Genomic DNA, 24596 nt, shown 5'->3' on the forward strand with positions numbered 1-24596 from the left:
TTGTTACCACCTAAAATAAAATTGTTGGGCATTATAGCTAATTGTATTACGTTGTCATAAAGTTACTGGCTATAAAAAATAATAATGTCTTTTGGGAGCACCGATGATCAACGTTTCACGCCTTTATATACACCCAGTTAAATCAATGAAGGGAATTCGACTTTCTCATGCATTTGCTCGTGAGAGCGGATTCACGTTTGATCGCGATTTTATGATAACCACCCCAGAAGGGACTTTTATCACGGCACGAAAATTTCCCGTTTTGCTGTGTTTTATTCCCTCTGTCATGGCAAATGGTATTTATATTCAAGCACCTGATGGTGAAGGTATTGCTATCACCTATCAAGATTTTGAGACCTCATTGCAACCGACAGAAGTTTGGGGCAACCATTTTACCGCGTATGTGGCGCCAGATGAAATAAATCAGTGGTTCAGTCGTTATTTAAAAATGGATGTTCAACTTCGTTGGACTGGCGAAAAATCGACACGTCGAGTGAAAAAAAATCCAGAAACCGCTGTTTCTTTCGCTGATGGTTACCCTTACTTATTAATTAATGAAGCCTCATTTCAATACTTACAACAGCGTTGCCCTGCTTCAATTAATATTGAGCAATTTCGAGGGAATATCCTCGTAACAGGTGCAAAGCCTTTTGAAGAAGATACTTGGCAGACTATTCGTGTTGGCTCTGTTGTGATGGATCTGATGAAACCTTGTAGCCGTTGCATCATGACCACAATTAGTATTGATAAAGGCGTAAAACATCCTAACACAGAACCACTAGCAACACTGCAAACATTCCGTAGTGATGAAACTGGCGATGTCGATTTTGGTCAAAATGTCATCATTCGTCAAACTGGTATTATTCGTGTAGGAGATACTGTTGAGGTGTTAGCTTATAAAGAAGCAAAACAATATCTTGTAACAACACCTATCGAAACAGAATCAGCGCCTGTCATTGAAAACACACAAGAACAGACTGTTAGCATTGAATTTAACGGCGAGGTTTTTGAAGGTAATAACCAAGAAGTTCTGTTAGAACAGCTTGAAAATAATGGTTATACCATTCCTTATAGTTGCCGAGCTGGCCTTTGTGGCTCTTGTGTTATCCAATTAGATGAAGGTGATGTTAACGCATTAAAAGCTGGCGCAATTAAACGCTCAGGTAAAATCTTAGCCTGTAGCTGTATTCCTAACGGTAATGTAAAACTTTCACTTAATAAAAAATAACACTTATCTTTATCGCAAATTAAAAGAAGGTAATTTGCCCTTACCTTCTTTTTTATTTTAAATAAAACAGTTTATTTAATAAGAATTATCTTATTAAAAACTCAATAATGAATTATCAATAAACTTATTTATTTGTTTCTAGAAAAAGACACAGAAAGAGAGTAATGAAGATTTGATTTTGGGAAGTGTTGTTTAAGGTGAATTGGTTTTTAGAATGTTATAAATAATGAGTGACAATAAAAAGAGTAAGTCCTTTTTACTCTTTTTGTTAAATAACTTTCTCGTACAAAAATGATCCTGACTCTGACTCTTTATGGTAATTGCTTAACCTATCATTCATAATTTTTATTGGGTCACAAAAATTAAGTGTTCTATCAAATAATGTTAACTGCGGTTGAGCTAATAAACATAAACAAGCTTGAGCGCCCACTTCAGTCACTAAAAAAAGAGCCGTTTCGTCTTCTTCTTTTAATGAGGCTTCTACCACTTGAGATAAATAAGGGTTGATTTGATTATCGTTAACTTCAAAATACCAACTCTTAGGCATCAGTGGCTTTAAAAAGCGATGGGCTATTAATGCATTTAAAGCTAATTCAGCTCTTGATTCTGATGGCATATCTATTTGTCGAATTTGCTCATCGTATCCATAATAAAGAGCTGCATCATCGACGGTAAAAGATGCTGATTGTCGAGCACTTTCACTCAACATTTTGCTTGGAAAGCGGGAACGAAAAACCATACCATTTGCTAAATCAAGCATTAATTTTTGTTGCTCAACATCAAAATACCAACGCCAGCGATCATCGGGTTTTATTATCACTAATTAATCCCCCTTCGATTCATTCCCTGTTTTATACTCTGATAAACAATCAAAATTAAATGACCTAAATAAAATATTTAATATCACCTAACAAAAACAGGATTCATTTTACTATTAATTAAGCACAATCAGTGCAATTTAATAAAAAATAACCAACTAGGGGCAATATAAACGAGTTAAGGGCAGAAGAAAAGCCCCTAACTCATTATTAAATGTATTTAGATATGATTAATTATAGATTTGATAAGTGCAGGACCTTGATAAATGAATCCTGAATAGACTTGAATAAGAGAAGCACCAGCATCCATTTTTTCTCTGGCTGCCGTTAATGAATCAATTCCACCAACGCCAATAATAGGTAATGCACCTTTTAATTCTTCATTTAATTGGCGAATTATTTGTGTACTTTTTGATTGTACCGGGCGACCACTTAATCCCCCAGCTTCATTACAGTGATCTAACCCACTAACTAATGATTTATCTAATGTGGTATTTGTCGCAATAACACCATCAATATGATGACGCACTAAGCTATCTGCAACTTGAATTAATTCTTCATGTGTTAAATCAGGTGCAATTTTAACAGCGACAGGAACATATTTTTGATATTTTCCTTGCAACTCTAATTGTTTGTTTTTAATTGCTGATAGCAGATCGTCTAATGCTTCACCGTATTGTAGAGTACGCAAACCGGGGGTATTTGGTGATGATATATTGATTGCGATATAACCGGCATGAGCATAGACTTTTTCCATACAAATCAGATAGTCATCTTTACCTTGCTCTACTGGAGTATCTTTATTTTTACCGATATTAATACCCAGCACACCACCATAACGAGATTGTTTTACATTTTCAATTAAGTTATCAACACCGAGGTTATTAAAGCCCATTCGGTTAATTAAGCCTTCAGCTTCTACTAAGCGAAATAAACGAGGTTTATCATTTCCTACTTGAGGACGAGGTGTCACCGTACCAACTTCAATAAAACCAAATCCCATTGCACCCAATGCATCTATACAATCACCATTTTTATCAAGACCGGCGGCAAGACCAAGTGGATTTTTAAATGAGAGTCCCATACAGGAAACGGGTTTTGAAGGAAGTGACTGCTGAATAAGAAATTGAAATGGGGAATGAGATAAACGTTTTAACTGACGGAAGGTAAAATCATGGGCACGTTCAGGATCTAGCCGAAACAATGCCTTCCTTACTAAGGAATAATACATACGATCTCCATTGAGAATATCGGGTATTAGGAATGATATGTCTACGACAATTTAAGCGTCGTGCATCATATAGATAAAAGCGCGAAAAGTAAACGTTTCAATTTCACAATTTGCCATAAAAAATCCCCAGACTATGCTGGGGATCTAATTACCATGCTGATCTTATACTATTTACTCACTCATAAAGTGATATAAAACGTAATATTAATCAGCTAAAGCTTTGGTGATTTTCTCATATAAATCACCTGATAAATTCTCAAGTTCTTTCAGTTTTAATAACTCTGTACGCATTTTTTCTTGGCGTGTTGCATCATAACGTTTGAGGCGGATAAACGGCTCAATAAGACGCGATGCAACTTGTGGATTACGGCTATTTAAGTCAGTCAGAATTTCTGTCAATAATAAGTAACCAGAACCATCTTCAGCGTGGAAAGCGACTGGGTTATTATTTACAAATGCACCAATTAACGCACGAGTACGGTTAGGGTTTGCAAGTGTAAATGAGCGATGAGATAACAGACTACGTACTGTCTGTAACACATCTGCTGCTGGGCTCATGGCTTGTAAACTAAACCATTTATCCATTACTAACCCATCTTGATGCCATTTATCATCAAATTCTTGTAATAACGCATCTTTGCAAGGTAACTGAGCCATTACAGCCGCGCTAAGTGCGGCAAGTGCGTCGGTCATGTTATCGCTATTGTGATATTGCGCATCAACAAGTTTGTTGCCTGTTTGCTCATTTTCAACTGCTAAATAACCTAAGCAAACATTGCGTAAATCACGTTTTGCAATATCATCATGATTAACACGATAAGCACCAATATGCATTGAATGATGAACAGCAGAAAATTCATCGGCCATTTCAGTTGCGAGTGTTTTACGAATAAAACCAAGCGCTTTATGGATGGCAGCAGGATCAATAATACTAAATGATTCACCCGCTTCGACATCTGTTGGTAATGTCAGAATAAGTGCAGCTAATGCAGGATCAATATCTTTATCGAGTAATACTGCACGGAAAGCATCAACTACCATTTCAGGAAGAATACAGGTTTCGCCTTTTTGAATTCGGGCAACATTTTCTTTTATATAGCGACCTAATAATGCTTGAGCTGCATCCCAACGTGAAAATGCATTACGTGCATATTTCATTAAGAAAGAGAGTTGCTCATCTGTAAATGGATAGTCAAGTTTTACAGGCGCAGAGAATTCACGTAATAAAGATGGGATCGGTTGTTCTGGCACATCGTCAAAGATAAACTGCTGCTCTTCACGTACCACATTCAATACATTAGAAATAGTTTGACCTTGTGAACGCAGTGGAACCACATTGCCTTTGCTATCATACAATTCAATATCTAATGGAATATGTAATGGCTGTTTTTCAGTTTGATCCGCTGTTGGTGGCGTCATTTGGCTAACAGTTAAAGTGTATTGCTTTTTATTAGCATCATAACTATCACGAACTGTCAGTTGTGGCGTACCTGATTGGCTATACCAACGACGGAATAAAGTCAGATCAACATTAGAGGCATCTTCCATTGCTTGAATAAAATCGTCACAAGTTGCAGCACTACCATCGTGGCGATGAATATACATTTGAATGCCAGCTTGGAATTGCTCTTCGCCTAATAAGGTGTGGATCATTCGGATCACTTCTGAACCTTTTTCATATACTGTTAAAGTATAAAAGTTGTTCATTTCGATCACACTATCAGGACGAATTGGATGCGCCATTGGGCTTGCATCTTCTGCAAACTGTGCGGTACGCATCACTCGTACATTATTGATACGATTAACAGAGCGAGAGCCTAAGTCAGAGCTAAATTCTTGATCACGGAAAACGGTTAAACCTTCTTTTAGGCTTAATTGGAACCAATCACGACAAGTGATGCGGTTACCTGTCCAGTTATGGAAATATTCATGACCAATAACAGACTCAATACCTAAGTAATCTTTGTCAGTAGCTGTTTCACTTTTTGCTAGTACATATTTAGAGTTAAAGACATTCAGCCCTTTATTCTCCATCGCACCCATATTAAAGAAGTCAACGGCGACTATCATATAGATATCGAGATCGTATTCTAAATTAAAGCGAGATTGATCCCATGCCATCGCATTTTTCAATGATGTCATTGCCCAATCTGCACGATCTAAATTACCTTTATCAACAAAAAGCTCTAAAGCGACTTCTCGACCGCTTTTGGTGATAAAAGTATCTCGTAATACATCAAAGTCACCCGCCACTACCGCAAATAAATAACTTGGTTTTGGATGTGGATCTTCCCATGTTACCCAATGACGACCATCATCAAGTTCACCTTGTGCAATACGGTTACCATTTGACAATAAATAAGGATACTGTTTTTTGTCTGCCGTAATTGTTGTGGTGTAACGAGCTAATACATCCGGTCTATCTAAATAGTAAGTAATATGGCGAAAACCTTCAGCTTCGCACTGTGTACATAATGCATCACCAGAAACATACAGCCCTTCTAATGCTGTATTAGCTGATGGATTAATCTCGTTAACAATTTTTAATGTAAATTGCTCTGGCAATTGTTCAATGATGAGTTTGCCGTTTTCTTCTTTATAGTGTGTCCAAGCAACATCATTTACTGCAATTGATTTTAATGTTAAGTCTTCACCATCTAACACTAATGCTGTTGCATCTGAGTTTAGGCGTTTACACTGGCTTATCGCCGTAACCTGGGTATTTTCTTTATCTAAGATAAAATCAAGATGTAAATCGGTGATTGTGTAGTCAGGGGCACGATAATCTTTGCGAAATTTCGCGATTCTTTGTTGTGTCATAGAAAAAACCTTTTAGTTAACACGACTATTTAACGGTTATATTACCAAAGCTTACTCGTCAAAAATCTGTTTAGCCAGTCGAATATTCAATTGAAAACATTAAAAGTCAACAGAATGTTAATAGTTTATTAATACATGTAATCAATTTATTTGGTAAATGATGCTAATATACTCCCAAATTATGTTTAACGTGGTAAACTCATCTAAGTTTTACAGCTTGTTTTTATGTCGCTGAGAAATATTGTTGAATAGTGACGCTTTGTCGTCATATTCGGGTATACTCTCCAACCTTAACGATTTAGCAGACATAAAAACGCTCCGTGAGGATGCTTGACGCGCTATGATTTTAGACGCTACACCGATTATTACATCACTGTTGGATACCGATGCATATAAGCTCCACATGCAACAAGCGGTTTACCACCATTATAGTGATATTCCTGTCGTTGCTGAGTTCCGCTGTCGGAGTGATGAACGTCTAGGTGAATATGCAACAACCTTACGCCATCAAGTTAATATGATGGCAGACCTGTCATTAACGAATGAAGAATTTGACTATCTTCAGAGTCTCCCCTTTTTCAAAAATGACTATCTGCAATGGTTTAAGCATTTTCGCTTTAAACCAGAACAAGTCCAAATTTCAACAACACCTGAAAACCAACTGACGATCAGAATAACAGGCCCTTGGCGCGAAGTTATTCTATGGGAAGTTCCGTTGTTGGCTTTAGTGAGTGAAATTGTACATCGTGCTCGCTCACCTCAAATCACGCCTGATGATGCCGTTAATCAACTACGTAAATTAATTGATATCTTCTACCGTGATGCTGCTGAGCAGCAGATTGACTTAGCTGATTTCAAGTTGATGGATTTTGGTACTCGCCGCCGTTTTTCTTATGATGTGCAATGTGCCATTGTGGATGAGCTAAAAAATCATTTCCCTTATCTTATTGGTACAAGTAACTATCATTTAGCTGAACGGATGCAATTAACTCCAGTGGGAACACAAGCTCACGAGTGGTTTCAGGCTCATCAACAGATTAGCCCTGAACTGGCAAACAGTCAGCGTGCCGCCTTGCAGTCTTGGTTAGATGAATATCCTGATCAATTAGGTATCGCATTAACAGATTGCATTACAATGGATGCATTTTTGCGTGATTTTGATAAAACCTTTGCAGAGAGCTACCAAGGTTTACGTCACGACTCTGGCGATCCTATTGAATGGGGTGAAAAAGCGATCACACATTATGAAAAATTGGGCATAGATCCAATGAGTAAAGTATTAGTCTTTTCTGATAGTCTCGATTTTCAAAAAGCACTGGTACTTTATAAACATTTCCATAAGCGTATTCGTTTGATCTTTGGTATTGGTACTCGACTTACTTGCAACATTCCTGAAATCACACCGCTTAATATTGTGATTAAGCTGGTGGAGTGTAATGGTAAGCCAGTTGCTAAATTATCAGATAGTCCAGGTAAAACTATTTGTGACGACAATGACTTTGTTGACAAGCTACGCAAAGCCTTTGACGTTCCTCTCGTTAAACAAGCCTGTTAATTAGCGAAAAATCTTCATTAATAAAAGAAAGGGTAAAAATTGCCCTTTCTTTTGTCCTACCTCTGCCATAACAGCTACTTTTATCAATATTTCATCTATTTTTATCAATTTATTTTATACAAAAGCTTTTCTCTTCTTTATTGACTCTTTAAACTAAAATTTCCTACTTGTTTCCTGCGCTATTGCAAGTAACATAGAAAAACTGTCCAACAGGGACAGATGAACTAATCAAACAATTATTTTAATTAAATGAAGAGAGATTTATTTATGATCGTTGCGCCTGTAGTCGACGTACTGCAAGGCCGTATCGCGGTTGGCGAAGACGTCACCGTTCGCGGTTGGGTACGTACAAGAAGAGATTCAAAAGCTGGTATCTCATTCCTTACCGTCTATGACGGTTCCTGCTTTAATCCAGTACAGGCCATCATTAATAATAATTTACCGAATTATCAAGATGAAGTGCTGCACTTAACCACAGGCTGTTCTGTGGAAGTCACCGGTAAAATTGTTGAATCTCCGGGCCAGGGACAGAACTTTGAAATTCAAGCCACTCAAATTGTTGTGGTAGGAATGGTCGATGATCCGGAAACTTATCCGATGGCCGCCAAACGTCATAGTATTGAGTACCTACGTGAAGTTGCTCACCTTCGTCCTCGTACTAACTTAATTGGTGCAGTTGCTCGTGTTCGTCACACATTAGCACAAGCACTACATCGTTTCTTCGATGAACAAGGCTTCTTCTGGGTTTCTACGCCACTAATCACTGCGGCTGATACAGAAGGTGCTGGTGAGATGTTCCGTGTCTCTACATTAGATATGAACAATCTGCCACGCACAGATAAAGGCGAAGTCGATTTCAGTGAAGACTTTTTTGGCCGTGAAGCGTTTTTAACGGTTTCTGGTCAGCTAAATGGTGAAACTTACGCCTCTGCATTAAGCAAAGTGTATACTTTCGGTCCAACATTCCGTGCTGAAAACTCAAATACCAGCCGTCACCTCGCTGAATTCTGGATGGTTGAGCCTGAAGTGGCATTTGCTGATCTTAACGATATTGCAGCCCTTGCTGAAAAAATGTTGAAATATACCTTTGCAGCGGTGTTAGCAGAGCGTAAAGATGATATGGAGTTCTTTGCACAACGTGTCGATAAAGACGCTATCTCACGCTTAGAAAACTTTATCACCTCTGACTTTGCTCAAATTGATTATACCGATGCAGTTACTGTGCTTGAAAACTGTGGTGAGAAATTTGAAAACCCAGTTTATTGGGGTGTTGACCTCTCCTCCGAGCATGAGCGTTATCTTGCAGAGAAACACTTTAAAGCACCTGTTGTTGTGAAAAACTACCCGAAAGATATCAAAGCATTCTATATGCGTATGAATGAAGACGGTAAAACAGTTGCAGCAATGGACGTTTTAGCGCCAGGAATTGGTGAAATCATCGGTGGTTCCCAACGTGAAGAGCGTTTAGATATGTTTGATAAACGTTTAGATGAAATGGGAATGAGCAAAGAAGACTACTGGTGGTATCGTGACCTGCGTCGTTATGGCACCGTACCTCATTCTGGATTTGGTTTAGGTTTTGAACGTTTAGTTGCTTATGTGACTGGTGTCGCAAACGTCCGTGAAGTTATTCCATTCCCACGTACACCAAGAAATGCAGATTTTTAATTTAGTGATTAATTAGTATTCAACTGGAAATTTGCATTGCTGTTTTATTGTACTAGTTTTACTTAAGTGAAGAAGCCAACCTCAAGGTTGGCTTTTTTTATGCATGGCTGTTATTTGATTCAAAAGTTCCCAAAAATACATACTTTGAAATACATAGTTACAATTTGTTACACTTTTTTCGTTTTTGTAGCAAATTGGGGGTAGATAAAATTTTTTACCAATGGAACACTGTCACCCGACACAGACGACACTTAACTCTCATAAATAGTTCCATAAAAATTAAGAAACTATTTCTGGCAGTGGCAAAGGTGTCTGAATAACACCAATGAGGGTAATAATAATGATGAAGCGCAATCTTCTTGCAGTGGTAATCCCAGCTTTAATGTTTGCTGGTGCAGCAAACGCAGCTGAAATGTATAACAAAGACGGCAACAAAGTAGACATCTACGGTAAAGTTGACGTTCGTCATTACTTCGCTGATAAAGATTCAGGTGAAGACGGTGATGCATCTCGTGCACGTATCGGCTTCAAAGGCGAAACTCAAATCAATAAAGATTTAGTTGGTTTCGGTCGTTTTGAATACGAAGTTAAAACAAATAATGTTGAAGGCAGCGATAAAAATGCGAAAACTCGTTTCGCTTACGCTGGTTTTAAATTTGCTGACTACGGTTCAATGGACTACGGTCGTAACTACGGTGTAATTTACGACACCAACGCATGGACAGACGTTCTGCCTTTATGGGGCGGCGACTCAATGTCACAAACTGACGTTTACATGACTGGTCGTACTAGCAACGTTCTGACTTACCGTAACACTGATATGTTCGGTTATGTTGATGGTTTAGATTTTGCTCTGCAATACCAAGGCAAAAATAACGAAAATACCATTAACACTCGCGATGGCGCAAAAGCTAATGGTGACGGTTTCGGTTTCTCTACTAAGTATAACTTAGGCTGGGGCGTAACACTGGGTGGTGGTTATTCTAACTCTGCTCGTACTTCAGCTCAACAAGACGGTAACGGTGGTCTTATTGCATCTTCAGCTCACGGCAAACGTGCTGAAGCATGGAACTTCGGTGGTAAATTCGAAGCTAACAACGTTTACTTAGCCGCTATGTACGGTGAAACTCGTAACATGACTACTTATACTGATGGCATCGCTAACAAAACTCAAAATATCGAGTTAACTGCACAGTATGACTTTAAAGATTTAGGTATCAAACCATCTTTAGGTTATGTTCAATCTAAAGGTAAAGATTTAGATGCTAACGGTGCTTCAAGTGTTTCTGATGCTGATTTAGTTAAATATATCTCTGTAGGTTCTTTCTACAAATTTAACAAAAATATGACTGCAGTTGTTGATTACAAAATCAACCTGCTGAAATCTGATAATGCTTTAGGTCTGAATGACGACAACGTAGTTGGTTTAGGTCTGACTTATCAGTTCTAATTACCGCTTAGGTAATTAAACAGTCAAGTTAATTGATTTGAAAAGCAACACTTCGGTGTTGCTTTTTTATTTGTTGTACACCTCTACTTCTAATCTTAATCTCTCGTTATTTAGCTCGATTTTTTCTTCTTATTCTCAATGTTTTCTTCCTCTTTATTTTTGCATTTGTAGTAGATCTGTTTATTTATTCAATGAAAAATATCGCAACTTCTTTAGTTTTAACAATTTCAAAAAGTTTATCATACTAAACAATTATGTCTTTTTAGTGATTATTTTTACATGTTAATATAATCACAGGATATTCACTTATTTACATCTTGATTTGCTATTTATTCTCACTTAGTTCACAACTTCTTGTTAATTTCTCTACAAACAGTTGGCAAAAAGGTCTCATAGCGTTACTCTTGATACTCATATTTCGGCTTCGTTTTGAGCTTAGGGAACAATTACACTATGTTTGAGAAAATCATTGCTGCACCAGCCGATCCTATTCTGGGTTTAGCTGATAGTTTCCGTTCTGATCCTCGTGAAAACAAAATTAACTTAGGGATTGGTGTTTACAAGGATGAGACAGGTAAAACCCCTGTTTTAACCACAGTTAAAAAAGCAGAAAAATACCTGTTAGAAAACGAAACCACCAAAAACTACCTTCCTATTAGCGGTATCCCTGAATTTGGCAATGTGACCCAAGCTCTTTTATTTGGTGAACAACATCCTATTATCTCTGAAAAACGTGCACGTACAGCACAAGCTCCGGGTGGTACTGGTGCATTACGCATTGCTGCTGATTTTATTGCTCAACAAACCACAGCAAAACGTGTTTGGATTAGTAACCCAACTTGGCCTAACCATAACAATATTTTCCAAACTGCGGGTCTTGAAATCTGCAATTATGATTATTACGATGCAGAAAATCGTGGGTTAGATTTTGAAGGTATGTTAGCAAGCCTAGCTAAAGCTCAAGCGGGTGATGTTGTTCTGTTCCACGGTTGCTGCCATAACCCAAGCGGTATTGATCCAACTGAAGAACAATGGCGTCAATTAGCTGAGTTATCAGCAGAAAAAGGCTGGTTACCTGTTTTTGACTTTGCATACCAAGGTTTTGCTCGTGGTCTTGAAGAAGATGCACAAGGCTTACGCCTCTTTGCAGAAAAAAATCCTGAGCTTATTGTTGCAAGTTCATATTCTAAAAACTTCGGTCTTTACAATGAACGTGTAGGTGCATGTACCATTGTTACCAAAGATAGCGACACGGCTGAAAAAGCCTTTAGCCAAGCAAAAGCAATTATTCGTGCAAACTACTCAAATCCACCAGCACACGGTGCTTCGGTGGTAACAACTATTCTTTCTAACCCAGAGTTAAAAGAAGAGTGGATTGAAGAGCTAACAACCATGCGCGAACGTATTCAGCGTATGCGCCAACTGTTAGTGACCACGCTGCAAGAAAAAGGTGCTAAGCAAGACTTTAGCTTTATTATCGACCAAAATGGTATGTTCTCATTTAGTGGTTTAAATAAAGAGCAAGTTGAGCGTTTACGTGCTGAATACGGTATTTATATCGTAGGATCGGGCCGTATTAACGTTGCAGGCCTAACCCTTGAGAATATGGTTCCACTATGTGAAGCCATTGTGGCAGTACTCTAATTGCCTTCTAAAGTGTAATTAAGATAAATGCCACGTTATTAACAACGTGGCATTTTTATTTAGAGTGATAAAAATACACATCATATTTTTACTGATAAAAAAGCTCTTTATAATAAAGAGCTTTCCTTTGCTTACTTATACTTATATTCGAGTAAGATCACCAGATTGGCATTTCATCTTGTAAAAAAGGATTATATTGGCGTTCATGCCCTAAATTAGACATAGGGCCGTGTCCCGGGATAAACAGATAATCATCGCCTAAAGGTAAGACTTTATTTTTGATTGAAGCAATAAGATCAGCATGGTTTCCACGCGGGAAATCGGTACGACCAATACTTTCTTTGAATAACACATCTCCCATAGAGATAAGTTTATTCTGATGATTTACAAAAATAATATGTCCCGGTGTATGGCCAGGGCAATGTAAAACAGATAACGAAACTGTTTTACCGATCGTGATGGTATCGCCTTCATTTAACCAGCTATCTGGTACAAATGACTTCCCGCAAGGGAAATTAAACATACGACACTGCTGTTCTAATTCCTCTAATAAGAAATTATCATCTTTATGAGGACCATAAACAGGAACATTGAAGTGCTCAACAATTTGAGAGGTGCCTGCAATATGATCAAAGTGTCCGTGTGTTAATAATACTTTGGTTAATGTTAATTGGCGTGCTTCGATTTCCGCAATTAGCGTTTCGACATCCCCACCGGGATCAACAATTGCCGCTTCTTTCGTTTCATCGCACCAAATAAGGGTGCAATTTTGCATATAATTTGTCACAGGTACAATGTGATACATCATGAATCACTCCACTCTCTATTAACTAATTCTCAATAGATTACCATGAGCGAATAGGTCCTGTATCAATATGCACAAAATTACTTCTTGGGTAATAGCCTACACCACCCGCTTTCATTCTTAATGCGACTTGACGAACTTTAGAAAGATCCGTGCCCACTAAACGAAAATCCATTGCTTGTCCGCGTGTATGATAACTTTTCTTTGCTACACCACTACTACTTTGGCGCAAATTATTATTAGTGACTAATGAACGATAACCTGAAATAAGCTCAACCGGCTTATTGTTATTAAGCATGACTTGCAGTAAATAGATTTGGTCAAACAATGCGGGATCGATGGTTTTGATTTTGTTTTGACGATAATCTCTAAAAAGGTGATTTAATTTAGCAAGCTCATGTTTATTATAGCGTTTTCCATCAAAAAACTCGGCTTTAATAGTTTCACCAGTATTTAAATTATTAAAGCGAAGGATTTTTGGACGAGGTGTTGCTAATGAAGCAAATGCATGAGAAGGCAATAACCCTAACCCCACTGCGGCCATACCAAGCCCCAGCCACTTACGGCGATGTGAATCAATAATATCCATAGTATATGCACTCAACAAATTATTTCAGGAGGAAGAACCTTTATTATGACAATGTTTTTCTCGAATTGTTTCTTATAGTTTGTATAGTATTGTAAATAACACTTCATTTCAATTTAACGCCATTAGTAATTTTATAAATTTAGTTATTTATACTAAACTCTATTTTTATCATTCTATTTTTAATAGAAATTTAAAAAATATTTTATAATTTATTCTATTTTTAGTTATCTTCTTAATAACCATAATAAAAAATTTTCATCTTATTGATTTATATAAAAATAAAGGACAGCCGAATTAGCTGCCCTTTATTCAATTTATATTTATTTATATTAAAAGTATTTCTTAATATTCTCTAAATAGGGTTGTGCATTGATAGTGACTTTGTCATAACCATAAATATCTGCACGGTACTGAGGTGCATTTTCCTGAGCCACCCATGCTGTTTGATAATATAAATAAACCGGAATACGTTCAGGAATTGGCGCATATTGTGTTGATCCACGTTTTAATGCCGCATCAATTCTATCTTGTTTCCATCCTGCATCGCCCAATAAAATTGAAGCAAGTTCAGACGCTTTATTAACACGAATACAGCCTGAACTTATTGCTCTCATATTTTTTGAGAACAGTGAATGGTTTGGTGTGTCATGCAAATATATCGCATCTGAATTTGGCATATTAAATTTATAACGCCCTAATGAGTTTGTTGGCCCCGGAGCCTGCCAAATTCGGTAAGGGAAATTATTTGCGCTCATGTTCTGCCAATCAATATCGTAAGGGTTAATAGGATAAGCATCGTTCCCCCATCCTGAGTAAATAGTATATCCCTTACGACTAAAGTAACTAGGATCTGCTTTACCTCTAGGTACAATGTCTTTACGAGTCATACTTGTTGGCACATTCCAAGGTGGATTAACCACAACATTATTGAGTGCACTACTCATAATCGGTGTTTTTCTATCAGGACGACCAACGATGACTTTTGAATCAAGAATAAGCTCGTTATTAGCATAAAAATAGAGTGAAAAATCAGGAATATTGACCCAAATTCCCGTATCTCCAATGGCAGGCGTCAGGCGAAGGCGCTGAATATTTAATGCCATAATACTTGCACGTTGTGCGGGTGTTATATTCAACCACACTCGCGTTTGTCGCCCAATAATTCCATCTGGCTCTAATCCATGCGCAGTTTGAAATAATTTAACCGCTGCAACTAAAGGCGCATCATAAACAGTTGTCGCCATTTCCTGCTCATTCTCAGCCAGTTCAGGAATAAGTTTTAAATTACGTAAGATCTGTCTCAGTGGTACAACTTCTTGTGATGATTGATTTGGCTTTAATGATGTTGTTCCTTGCATTTCAGGCCAAACAACTGAGCTATGTAATTGCTTTCGTACTTCCTCTTTCATTAAGGCGTAATAAGGATGAGACGGTGCATAAGAAATAACAAAACTACCTAAGGTATTATTTTGAATATTTTGCTGTAATTCCACGACTGATTTATCAGTCGGTGATGGTAATGTTTTCATTACATCACGATACAGTAAAGATGTGCCTGATTTATTCACTTGCTCAACAAAACTGATATAGCCTAAAAAAGCATCTGATAAAATAAGATCGCGCGCTTCTTTGGTTAATTCAGGTGTTTCTAATTGTGTTAGCCATTGCCCAAATTGGGGCTGAATACCTGAAATAGCTACTTCAGCAATTTGCTGCTGTAATTGCTGCACTATTTTTTCATCTTGCCAGATTAATGTTACGTTATTCGCTTGGTAAACTTTCACTAACTGAGTTAAATATAACGGTTTATATCCTGTTGGGATCCATGATTGTAGTTTTTTTCTTGCTTCTAACTCGGTCACTTGTGGAATATTCATTGCTACAATTGCAGGTGCTGGCATAGCTTCATTAGCCACAGGAACTAACGTCGCGTTTTCTGTTTCGGGTGCAGATAAAGTCACTGACTCTGTTTCTGTGGCAATCGCATAATGCCCAGAAAGGAGTGTACCTATAACAACTGAATATGCGATTGCTCTTTTAATTGGTTGATGCGCCATAAATCCTCTACCCTCATCCCTTATTATTATTTTGGTATCCTAGAATATTAGATGAGCTTGGAAAAGAGTTTTATAGGAATAAACTAATATTTTTAAAGTTTTGTAAGCCCCTGATAGAAATTTGATTTTATTTCATCAAAAAAAGACTATTTAGCCGTTTTTATATTCAAAATATATAATTTAATTAAAGGCGCAATAAAAGAACAAAAAGTAGACAAATTAAAAATAGGCTATTAATGAATAATAAAGAAGTGTGAATGGATAATAAGATTATTTAAATGGAAGGTATTTTAAAATAGAAAAAGGCGCAGTTTCCTACGCCTTACAAATAAAGGTAAACAAAGGGTAAAGATTAGTACTCTGAATTGATGACTACTTCTTCACCAAACTGACCTGCTTTTGGCAGTGGTTGGTAAGAGGAGTTAGCAGCACGCAGAATACGAATACCACGGATATTCAGCTCATCTGCTGCTGCGATATCTGCATCAGCATCACCGTAGTAAATTTTCAGTTTATGATCACGCATCCAGCTTACTTTGTTATTTGCGCCAGGTTGGTCACCAGCAAAAATAACAGGCTGCATTTTATCAGCAGGAATGTTTAAGCCTTCTTGTACATATTTGGTCACAGTCTCAGTTTTAGTTTGAGTACGACCAGTAATGAAATAAACAGTATCTCCACGTTTTAAGTGCATCTGAACAAGATCGATACCGACTTGTTTAGGCATACTGAATTTATCCCACTCGTTATTCATTTTTTCCCAGAATTCTGGGTTTTTCAGGTAGCTGAAATCGTTTGGAGAGTATTCCAGTTTACCACGGTAGAAACCTGGGCTTGAGAACAGAACGGTGTCATCAATATCAAAACCAACCGCCATCGGTGCTTGACCTGCAAGGCTTTTTTCAATATCCGCAACAGAAACCCAATGAATTGGTTGTTGTTGTGCAAGTTGTGCAACGGTAACGCCTGGGCTAACAACTTCTGGCAGATGTACTTTTGCCATTGCTGCGCCGTTTAAGCTTAACGCTAAAGCAATTGCACTAAAAGCTAACGTGACTTTACGCATTCTCTTTCCTTTAAATTTTTATATTAATCACATACGGGAACAATCATAAACATCATGATTACATTTAAATGAGATATGGCGCACGTTATACCATTTAAAATTTCATTTTTTTGTTAATTTACTTTCATTTTTTGATCTATGTAACACTTTAAAAAAAGAAGGCGCTATAAGCATAAGCCCGTAGCGCCTTTATTCTTGCCATCTTGAGGCTAATAATGGAATAAAATTATTCTGTTATTTCAGCAACATTTGATGATGCAATTTTATCTTTTTCCGCCTGTTGACCAAAACCTTTTAGCCCAACAACGTGTACATGTTCAGTACCATTGAACACTTTACGTACTAATTTATAGGTTGTTCCTTTTTCTGGGCTGATATTTTCTGGTGCTGCAATAATTAACTGCATATCCAAACGATCGCAAAGCTCAAATAACGTCGCGATAGATTTCGCATCTAAACGTGCCGCTTCATCAAGGAAGAGTAAACGACAAGGAGAGATATCTTTTCCTCTTAAGCGTCGTGATTCTTCTTCCCAGCTCTGTACAACCATCACCAGAATTGACATCCCTGTACCAATCGCTTCACCCGTTGATAAAGCGCCACTTTCTGCTTTTAACCACCCTTCAGGCCCACGATTAACCTCAACATCCATTTCAAGGTAATTACGGTAATCTAACAGCTCTTCACCCACAGTTTGCGGCATACGTTGACCAATATCTACTTGAGGGTTTAAACGCTGATAAAGTTTCGCCATTGCTTCGGAGAACGTCAGATTTTGGTTTTTAAATAGATCTTGATACTGGTTATCTTCTTCAGATAACACATCCAATAACACTTGGTGACTTTCACGGATATTGACGTTGAGTCGGACACCACGCACCTGACCAAATGAAACCGCTTGCAAACCTTGGTTTAGCATACGAATACGGTTTTGCTCACGCTGAATAGTTTTACGAATAATATTCGCGACACTTCGTGAACTAATCGCTAATTTTTGCTCACGGCTAGTTAACTCTTCAGTTAAACGAGCAAGCTCGATTTCCATCTGTTCAATTGCATCAACTGGATCATCTGTTTTAATGATGTCTTGGCGAATACGTTCTCTTAAATGCTGATATACCGCAATAAAGAACTGAACTTTACGGTCGGGATATTTCGCATCTTCTGAACGACGTAGTGCATCACGTAAATATTCATTATCAGCAACCGCTTGGCGTAATGCACCTAACGCTTTATCCGACATTGAACGTAATTCATCAGCAGAAAGATAAGCAAAGTCTCGACGGTGTAAACGACGCTCCATACCATTTTCTTTCACTAATCGCATAACCGCGCACCAACCCGCTTTTGCACTCACAACATGCTCACGAATTTGAATGTAATCACGTTCAAGTTTACGAATTTTCTTGGTTAGATTATCTCGCTCAGCTTCACTCAGTGCGATATCCCGCTCAAGTTGACTAATACGTGTACGGTTTGCACTTACCGCAGAATAGCGTTGATCGCGCAGCTCTTTGGCTCTGGTTTCGGCACCAATATCAATATGGATCCCGGTATCACGCATCTCTTGCTCAAGCTCTCTGAGTAATTCAGATTTAGTATCAAAGGAACTTTTTAATGATGCGAGTACTTGATTAAATTGAGCACATTGCGCTTGTTGCTGACGATAAAGTTCTCTTGCTGTAGCGCGTTCTGTTTCAGCCATTTCTAAGCGGTGACGTAGCTTCTCGTTAAGATCACTATTTTCACTGACAATCTCAACGGCATCGCTATAACTAAAGTGAGGGCGACGCTGTACCACTTCCACCAGCAAAAAAGCTTGTTGCTGATAACGTTGCTGTTCTGCTTTTGCTTGTTCGTAATCTTGAGCTAATTGTTCATGCGCTTGTGGATCACTTTGTAAGATTGAAGCGATAGGCTCTAACGTTGCTAATGCTTTTTCATGACGCTGCAAGTGACGCATTGACTCTTCAGCGGCATACAGCTCTTCACGTAACTCTTCAACACGATCAATCAGTGTTTCATCCATCAAGATATTAACTTGAGGAATAAGTTTATTAAGAAGATTTAGAGATTCTTTAGCACGCGTATAATGTTGACGCTGTTGCTGAGTACTCTCTTCATATTGTGTTAACGCTCTTTCTAGCTCGTTACGTCTTTGGTTAAGCTGACGAATATCCTCTTCTGGATCCGCCTCAAATGCGACAGAAATATGTTGTCCCACAAACTGACTAAAGGCGTGGTGAGCACGTTGGATCTTCTGTACATCAAACGCTTGTGTTGCGTAAAGTTCAGAAAGTTCATCGCGCTGACGAGATAAAATTTCTAATTGATTTTCACGCGCTGCTCGACCAAACAGTGGAATTTCAGGGTAACGAGAATAACGCCATTGTCTATCAGTACTTTTGATAAGAACAGCTTTATCCATTTCTTGTGCATTAAATACACTGTCATCGAAAGATTGTGGGTCGCCTTCGATAAAATAGAGATCTTCAGGGCAATCATCTAACGTTTCTAATTGCGCCTGAACTTGAGATAGATCTTGTACAACAATCGCATGGCGTGCTGGGCCATATAATGCAGAGAAATAAGGCGCATCGTCTAACGTAATATCATCATAAATTTCTGATAATAAAACACCATTAAAGCGTTCAGCTAAGGTAATTAATCGCCCATCTTCAGCACCACTTGGCTGACTTAAACGTTCAATTTGTGCTTCAATTTGTTGTTTACGAGTTGCTGTTTCATCACGTAATACCGTTGCTTCGCGCTCTTTCTCAAGTAACTGTTGCATATATTCTGTTACTTGATGACCCGTTTCAAAAGATTGACGAGTCTGCTCACATAATTGTGTTAACGCATCTTGTGCCGCAAGCCATGCAGGTGCTTGTTTTTTCAGCTTTTCAATTTGTTGTTTCAGTTGGTCTAACTCTTGGCGCATTTGCATACGCTGTTCACCAGACTCATTAACGTAATCGCTAAACTCTTCAATTTTTGCTTCTAATTCATCTTGAAGAATTAACAGATCATCAGGCTCCATCGATTTACCATGATGTTTGTTAAATTCTTCAAGTTGACGTTCTGCATTGTTTCGCTGATGTAAACGCTGTTCTAATTCAGCTAATTGCATACGAATAGGATGAACTCTATCCGCTTGGTGTCGATGGGAAGACCACTCACGTAATGCCGCCTTTGCAGCATCCCATGCATTTTGACGTTCAACTTCACCGACAATTGAACTCACCAGCTTATAGGCTTGATCAAATTGTGTTTTAGCGGCTTCAGAAACATTGAGTTTCTGCTCCATAGAAAGCAATGAATTCGTAATGGTTTGAATTTTTGCTTGGATCCGTTCAGCCCATTGCTCTGCATTAATTTCATCTAAATCCGTAATATCACATTGTGCTTTAGCACGCTCTAAAGCCTGCACAGCTTGGCGATATTGAATAGCGCGTGTTTGTTGTACGTCTAATGCTTGCTGATAGTCTGCTAACTGATTTTTCAGTTCATCGACTTCTTCTTCTGCTGATTCTACGCGTGCTTCAAGTTCTTCTTTCTTAGATGCAGCTTCTTCAACTACTTCGCTTTGTTCTTCTAAGCGGAAAGTTATCTCTTCAACATCAGCAACATAACGGTCAATTTTTTCTTGTTGGCGAACTGCATTTTGTACTAAATTCAATCGGTCGCTTGCCGCTTGATAATCCGCTTCAAGATCAGAAGATAACGCTTGTTGCTCTTCTAACTCTTTACCCATTTCAACAAAACGATATGCTTCGTTATTAATGGATTTACGCTGACTCCATAGCTCACGACGCACGGTTAAAGCTTCATCTAGATGAATACGTCGTTCATTAGCATGACGCATATAGTCAGCCGCAACATAAGATGTCGCTTCTGTAATTAAGTGCTTAAATAAGTCACGATCAGATTGAGTGACACGAATAGCTTCAAGCGTCATTCGGTTTTCACGCAACGCGCCTTCCATATCTTGGAACGCTTTTCTTACACCGCTATTTTCGGGTAGTAAATAATCACGCAAAGAGCGTGTAATCGCACTTGAAATACCACCATACAATGAGGCTTCAATTAAACGATAGAATTTGGCTCGATCACTCGCTGAACGTAAACGTTTAGGAATAACCCCTAAATCAAACATCACAGCATGGAAATCAGTAATAGAGTTAAATTGTCTGAAAACAACCCCATCAATGGCTTCGACTTTTTCTTTTAATTCATTCAGCGGTAAAACACGGGCTTGGCGATCGGCAACAGCTTGCGTCAAAATTTCTGTTGGATTTTCTGCCATTGGCAGCCCTTGGATCATAAAGGGTTTGATATCAACTTTCTTATCACGCCCTGCAATCTGCTGTAAACGGACACCGACCACAGCACGTAGGTGACGCGAGTTAATCACATCCAATACGGCATAACACACACCAGGGCGCAGTTTCCCATATAACCCTTTATCGCGTGATCCACTTGTCGATCCTGCTTCTGTGGTATTACGGAAATGAAGTAAAGTAAGATCAGGGATCATAGCTGTGATAAATGCAGCCATCGTGGTTGATTTACCCGCACCATTACCACCTGATAACGTAGTCACCAACTCATCTAAATCAAAAGTACGAGCAAAGAACCCATTCCAGTTGATAAGTGTTAATGAGCGAAATTTTCCCCGTTCAATCATTTATTTTCTCCCTCCGCATCATCTTCACTGGATTGTAATTGCTCATCTTCATTTTCTTCATCATCGTTGAGAGTTTCTGAGCTATCTTCAAGCGCCATTGCTTCACCATCACGGATCATTCGCATTTGAGCTTCAAGTGGAGAATCGCCACTACGCACATCGGCACCAAAGCGGAAAACAGATTCGGTAATAGAAAAACGCTGCATATCATTTAATAAGAATGAGATCATACCTAAACGACGTAAACGATTTAGTGAGGTTCTCATTTTTTCTTGTAATTTTTGCAAATCAAGATCAGAACCTGTTGAGCGCTGATTCACTAAACGTAAAAGCTTGGTTTCATCTGCTAATGTTCTTAATTCATCGAACAGCTCTTGAACGGTGAATATTCCCTGATTCGCTAATCGTTCAGGGCTAAGATAGAGATAGCAAAGAATTTTCCCCACCAACATATCCATTTCAGAGAGAACAGAGCGTGGAATAAGTGTGGTTGAACGAGGTCGCAAATAGAAGAAACCTTCTGGTGCTCGAATTAATTCGACGTTATAACGCGCATAAAAGTCTGATAACTCATCTTGAAAATCCATCAAGAAAGCATGATTATCCAGAGAGTCTATACCGATATGTCGACCTGCACGTAACTGGCTATCCAGTTCAGGAAAAAGTGAGTTCGCTAATGCCTGCGCCAGTTTTGCTGGCATAAATTGTTCAGTATGTATCGATGACATGCGCTTGTACCTTAGCTCCATATTCGTTAATTTCTGACCATTTTGCAGGTAATCCTGCGAGCTCAGCTTTTGCTACACCTAATCGTACTGCTTGATCAATAACAATACGTGCAACATCGAAATGTTTCTGTTGCGGATAACGATTAAGGTATTCAACTAACACTGAACTGAGATCTAATGCTCGTTGTTCCAATTTGTAAGAAGCAAGCTCTTGCTCTACCCATTGTGCTATTTGTTCGTTCACTTCACTGAACATTTGATATTCAAGCTCTTCAGGTAACTCACCCGTGACTTCTTCATCACGTAGAACAAGCTCTTCATCACGCATATCAAACAACCGATCAGCATTAGCGTAAGTTAATGCCCACGGGCTGTCGAAATAGTTTTGTACGGATTGACGTAAACGGCGAGAGAAAATACGGTTTTTATCCATATCAATCGCTGTACGAATAAATTTATGGACATGTCTATCGTATCCAATCCATAAATCAATAGATTGCTGACCCCAACTAATAATACGGTCTAACTTACTTTGAAGTTCAAATACTAATGTATCAATTTGCTCAACATGACCAGAATTCATGTTTGCTTCTTGAATACGTAAAAGATTTGCTTGAAGTTTATCACCAGCGGCTTCAAGTGTATCTTGCAGCTCTCTTAATGTACCCGAGGTTTCAGATAACAATTGTTCACAGCTTGAAATGGCGGCTTGCCAGTCTTGGTTTAATAGCGCAGCAATATCTTCTTTTACTGTATTTTGCTGCTCATCCATGATCCGCTGAGACAAATCAATGCTATCGAAAATTTCTGCCACTGAATATTTTAAAGGCGCAAAAACATTACGATGCCAATGATATTCATCACCGCCATCTTCAGCGGAACTGGCTGCTGAATCAAGCTCACCCGCCACAATGGAAAGTTGCATAGATAAGCGCAATGATGAAAACTCACGTTGGCGGATATAGTAATCACTAATTCCAATTCCCAACGGAGTTAAACGGTATATTGCATTACCTTCTACCAATTCACTGGTAAAACGGTTAAAAAGCCGCTGCTTTACCATGTCATTGATGGCATTATTTGCGCGAACTTGTATTGATTCTGCGGGTTGTTCGAAGCCTTTACATACTTCTCGAAAGGCATCAATTAACTCCCCTTCACTGATTTCGCCATCAAGGCGCTCGCTGTTTAATACAGCGACAGCCATCAAAAAAGCTAATCTTTCTGGTGGCAGTGAGATTGAGAAATCATTTTTTCTCGCCCAAGACACTAACTCAGGAACGGTCTGGGTAAAATCACTCATAGTACATCCTTAATTTACACGCTTTTGTGCCATGACATGAATGTAACGCCCCAGACTGATATAGGGCTCTTGCCGACAATATCGTTGCTCTAATGCAAGCAACGATGGAAAATCTTTATTTTGTAACTGACGACTTTGCAAATAATCATGGAAAACGCGGACACCCGTTTTTCCTAATATTGTCATTGAAAACTCATCTAGCCATTGATAAACATCTTCGGGTTGCAATGGGTTTTGAGGTGATAGCGATTTTTTTCTTCTACGTGGGATCTCAGGATTTGCCAGATGAAAATTCCCTAAAATCGCATTTCTCATGACAATACCATTCGCATTGTAAAACATCAGCGATAAGATACCATTAGGTAACAACATATCGGTAAGAACATTTACGGCGTCTTTCTGATCCGTGATCCATTCCAATACTGCATGAAATAGAATTAAATCAACCCCTTCATCTATATGCTCTTTGATCTCTTGAGCTGCACAACAAATAAACGTCATGTTCTCGACAACACCCTCTTCAATCGCAGCCTCTTGTGCGCGATTAAGCATCTCTTGTGATAAATCACATAAGATAATTTGGTGTCCTAATTTAGCAAGCTGACGAGAGAAATAACCTTCACCTCCACCTGCATCTAAAATACGCAAACTTCGGCTAGGTAAGAGGTTCAATAATTGTTGTAAATCTTCCCAAATTACCGCTTGACGTATTTTACCCTTTGTTGTGCCATAGATATTGCGGGAGAATTTATCTGCAATATCGTCAAAATTACGATCTGACATTAAAACGCCTCATGATAACAACTTACTACTTGCGCTCTTTGCGTTCTGATAAATTCAAAAATATGAGACACTGTACATAAATAAAGACAGCAATTTTACCAGTGTTCTATGATACTGACTGTTTTCTCTAAAGAAATAAGTCATGAATCAGATTATTCGCAAAG

Annotated in this window: 16 protein-coding genes; 5 read left to right on the forward strand and 11 right to left on the reverse strand. The window is 38.4% G+C overall.

The window, feature by feature from the left end; genetic code table 11:
* The first annotated feature begins 103 nt into the window (after positions 1 to 103).
* Complete coding sequence (locus GTK47_RS15340; RefSeq protein ID WP_165124745.1) at positions 104 to 1228, forward strand: YcbX family protein; 1125 nt, start codon at positions 104 to 106, stop codon at positions 1226 to 1228.
* A 268-nt stretch (positions 1229 to 1496) separates the two neighbouring features.
* Here the strand turns inward: GTK47_RS15340 and GTK47_RS15345 are convergent, their stop codons facing one another.
* From GTK47_RS15345 to pepN, 3 genes are all read right to left on the reverse strand, one after another.
* Positions 1497 to 2048: a cell division protein ZapC gene (locus tag GTK47_RS15345; protein WP_165124748.1), complete on the reverse strand. Its 552-nt coding sequence runs from the start codon at positions 2046 to 2048 to the stop codon at positions 1497 to 1499.
* A gap of 218 nt (positions 2049 to 2266) precedes the next feature.
* Positions 2267 to 3277, reverse strand: coding sequence for a quinone-dependent dihydroorotate dehydrogenase (pyrD, locus tag GTK47_RS15350; RefSeq protein WP_036912193.1), 1011 nt, complete (start codon positions 3275 to 3277; stop codon positions 2267 to 2269).
* A gap of 204 nt (positions 3278 to 3481) precedes the next feature.
* Complete coding sequence (pepN, locus tag GTK47_RS15355; protein ID WP_165124751.1) at positions 3482 to 6097, reverse strand: aminopeptidase N; 2616 nt, start codon at positions 6095 to 6097, stop codon at positions 3482 to 3484.
* Positions 6098 to 6437: 340 nt separating this feature from the next.
* Here pepN and pncB point away from each other — a divergent pair, with 340 nt between their 5' ends.
* From pncB to GTK47_RS15375, 4 genes are all read left to right on the forward strand, one after another.
* Positions 6438 to 7652: a nicotinate phosphoribosyltransferase gene (gene pncB, locus GTK47_RS15360; protein ID WP_165124754.1), complete on the forward strand. Its 1215-nt coding sequence runs from the start codon at positions 6438 to 6440 to the stop codon at positions 7650 to 7652.
* Between the two features lie 267 nt (positions 7653 to 7919).
* A complete protein-coding gene (gene asnS / locus GTK47_RS15365) occupies positions 7920 to 9320 on the forward strand; it encodes an asparagine--tRNA ligase (protein WP_165124757.1) in 1401 nt (466 codons plus the stop codon).
* A gap of 340 nt (positions 9321 to 9660) precedes the next feature.
* On the forward strand, positions 9661 to 10770 hold the full coding sequence (locus GTK47_RS15370) for a porin (RefSeq protein WP_277603100.1): 1110 nt from the start codon (positions 9661 to 9663) through the stop codon (positions 10768 to 10770).
* A gap of 453 nt (positions 10771 to 11223) precedes the next feature.
* A complete protein-coding gene (locus GTK47_RS15375) occupies positions 11224 to 12414 on the forward strand; it encodes an amino acid aminotransferase (RefSeq protein ID WP_165124760.1) in 1191 nt (396 codons plus the stop codon).
* 157 nt (positions 12415 to 12571) lie between these two features.
* Here GTK47_RS15375 and GTK47_RS15380 read toward each other — a convergent pair whose 3' ends face one another.
* The 8 genes from GTK47_RS15380 to cmoM form a co-directional block, all read right to left on the reverse strand.
* Positions 12572 to 13222, reverse strand: a complete 651-nt coding sequence (locus GTK47_RS15380; RefSeq protein WP_165124763.1) for an MBL fold metallo-hydrolase — start codon at positions 13220 to 13222, stop codon at positions 12572 to 12574.
* 37 nt (positions 13223 to 13259) lie between these two features.
* Complete coding sequence (locus tag GTK47_RS15385; RefSeq protein ID WP_165124766.1) at positions 13260 to 13808, reverse strand: YcbK family protein; 549 nt, start codon at positions 13806 to 13808, stop codon at positions 13260 to 13262.
* A 329-nt stretch (positions 13809 to 14137) separates the two neighbouring features.
* A complete protein-coding gene (gene ldtD / locus GTK47_RS15390) occupies positions 14138 to 15865 on the reverse strand; it encodes a L,D-transpeptidase (RefSeq protein WP_165124769.1) in 1728 nt (575 codons plus the stop codon).
* Between the two features lie 352 nt (positions 15866 to 16217).
* Positions 16218 to 16931, reverse strand: coding sequence for an acid phosphatase AphA (gene aphA, locus GTK47_RS15395; protein ID WP_088493285.1), 714 nt, complete (start codon positions 16929 to 16931; stop codon positions 16218 to 16220).
* Between the two features lie 226 nt (positions 16932 to 17157).
* Entirely contained in the window at positions 17158 to 21618 is a 4461-nt protein-coding gene (mukB, locus tag GTK47_RS15400) for a chromosome partition protein MukB (protein WP_165124772.1), read from the reverse strand.
* Positions 21615 to 22346: a chromosome partition protein MukE gene (gene mukE, locus GTK47_RS15405; protein WP_023581330.1), complete on the reverse strand. Its 732-nt coding sequence runs from the start codon at positions 22344 to 22346 to the stop codon at positions 21615 to 21617. The genes mukB and mukE overlap by 4 nt, the downstream gene beginning before the upstream one ends.
* On the reverse strand, positions 22327 to 23649 hold the full coding sequence (gene mukF / locus GTK47_RS15410) for a chromosome partition protein MukF (protein ID WP_075673561.1): 1323 nt from the start codon (positions 23647 to 23649) through the stop codon (positions 22327 to 22329). The genes mukE and mukF overlap by 20 nt, the downstream gene beginning before the upstream one ends.
* 9 nt (positions 23650 to 23658) lie before the next feature.
* Positions 23659 to 24432 carry a tRNA uridine 5-oxyacetic acid(34) methyltransferase CmoM gene (cmoM, locus tag GTK47_RS15415; RefSeq protein WP_165124775.1) on the reverse strand — a complete coding sequence of 258 codons (774 nt, stop codon included), beginning with the start codon at positions 24430 to 24432 and terminating at the stop codon, positions 23659 to 23661.
* Positions 24433 to 24596: the final 164 nt, after the last annotated feature.

The sequence above is a fragment of the Proteus sp. ZN5 genome (assembly GCF_011046025.1).
Taxonomy (GTDB): domain Bacteria; phylum Pseudomonadota; class Gammaproteobacteria; order Enterobacterales; family Enterobacteriaceae; genus Proteus.

Coding starts and splice junctions, on each gene's coding strand:
- GTK47_RS15340 (WP_165124745.1), top strand. CDS start 104: ATGATCAACGTTTCACGCCTTTATATACACCCAGTTAAATCAATGAAG.
- pyrD (WP_036912193.1), bottom strand. CDS start 3,277: ATGTATTATTCCTTAGTAAGGAAGGCATTGTTTCGGCTAGATCCTGAA.
- pepN (WP_165124751.1), bottom strand. CDS start 6,097: ATGACACAACAAAGAATCGCGAAATTTCGCAAAGATTATCGTGCCCCT.
- pncB (WP_165124754.1), top strand. CDS start 6,438: ATGATTTTAGACGCTACACCGATTATTACATCACTGTTGGATACCGAT.
- asnS (WP_165124757.1), top strand. CDS start 7,920: ATGATCGTTGCGCCTGTAGTCGACGTACTGCAAGGCCGTATCGCGGTT.
- GTK47_RS15370 (WP_277603100.1), top strand. CDS start 9,661: ATGATGAAGCGCAATCTTCTTGCAGTGGTAATCCCAGCTTTAATGTTT.
- GTK47_RS15375 (WP_165124760.1), top strand. CDS start 11,224: ATGTTTGAGAAAATCATTGCTGCACCAGCCGATCCTATTCTGGGTTTA.
- GTK47_RS15380 (WP_165124763.1), bottom strand. CDS start 13,222: ATGATGTATCACATTGTACCTGTGACAAATTATATGCAAAATTGCACC.
- GTK47_RS15385 (WP_165124766.1), bottom strand. CDS start 13,808: ATGGATATTATTGATTCACATCGCCGTAAGTGGCTGGGGCTTGGTATG.
- ldtD (WP_165124769.1), bottom strand. CDS start 15,865: ATGGCGCATCAACCAATTAAAAGAGCAATCGCATATTCAGTTGTTATA.
- aphA (WP_088493285.1), bottom strand. CDS start 16,931: ATGCGTAAAGTCACGTTAGCTTTTAGTGCAATTGCTTTAGCGTTAAGC.
- mukB (WP_165124772.1), bottom strand. CDS start 21,618: ATGATTGAACGGGGAAAATTTCGCTCATTAACACTTATCAACTGGAAT.
- mukE (WP_023581330.1), bottom strand. CDS start 22,346: ATGTCATCGATACATACTGAACAATTTATGCCAGCAAAACTGGCGCAG.
- mukF (WP_075673561.1), bottom strand. CDS start 23,649: ATGAGTGATTTTACCCAGACCGTTCCTGAGTTAGTGTCTTGGGCGAGA.
- cmoM (WP_165124775.1), bottom strand. CDS start 24,432: ATGTCAGATCGTAATTTTGACGATATTGCAGATAAATTCTCCCGCAAT.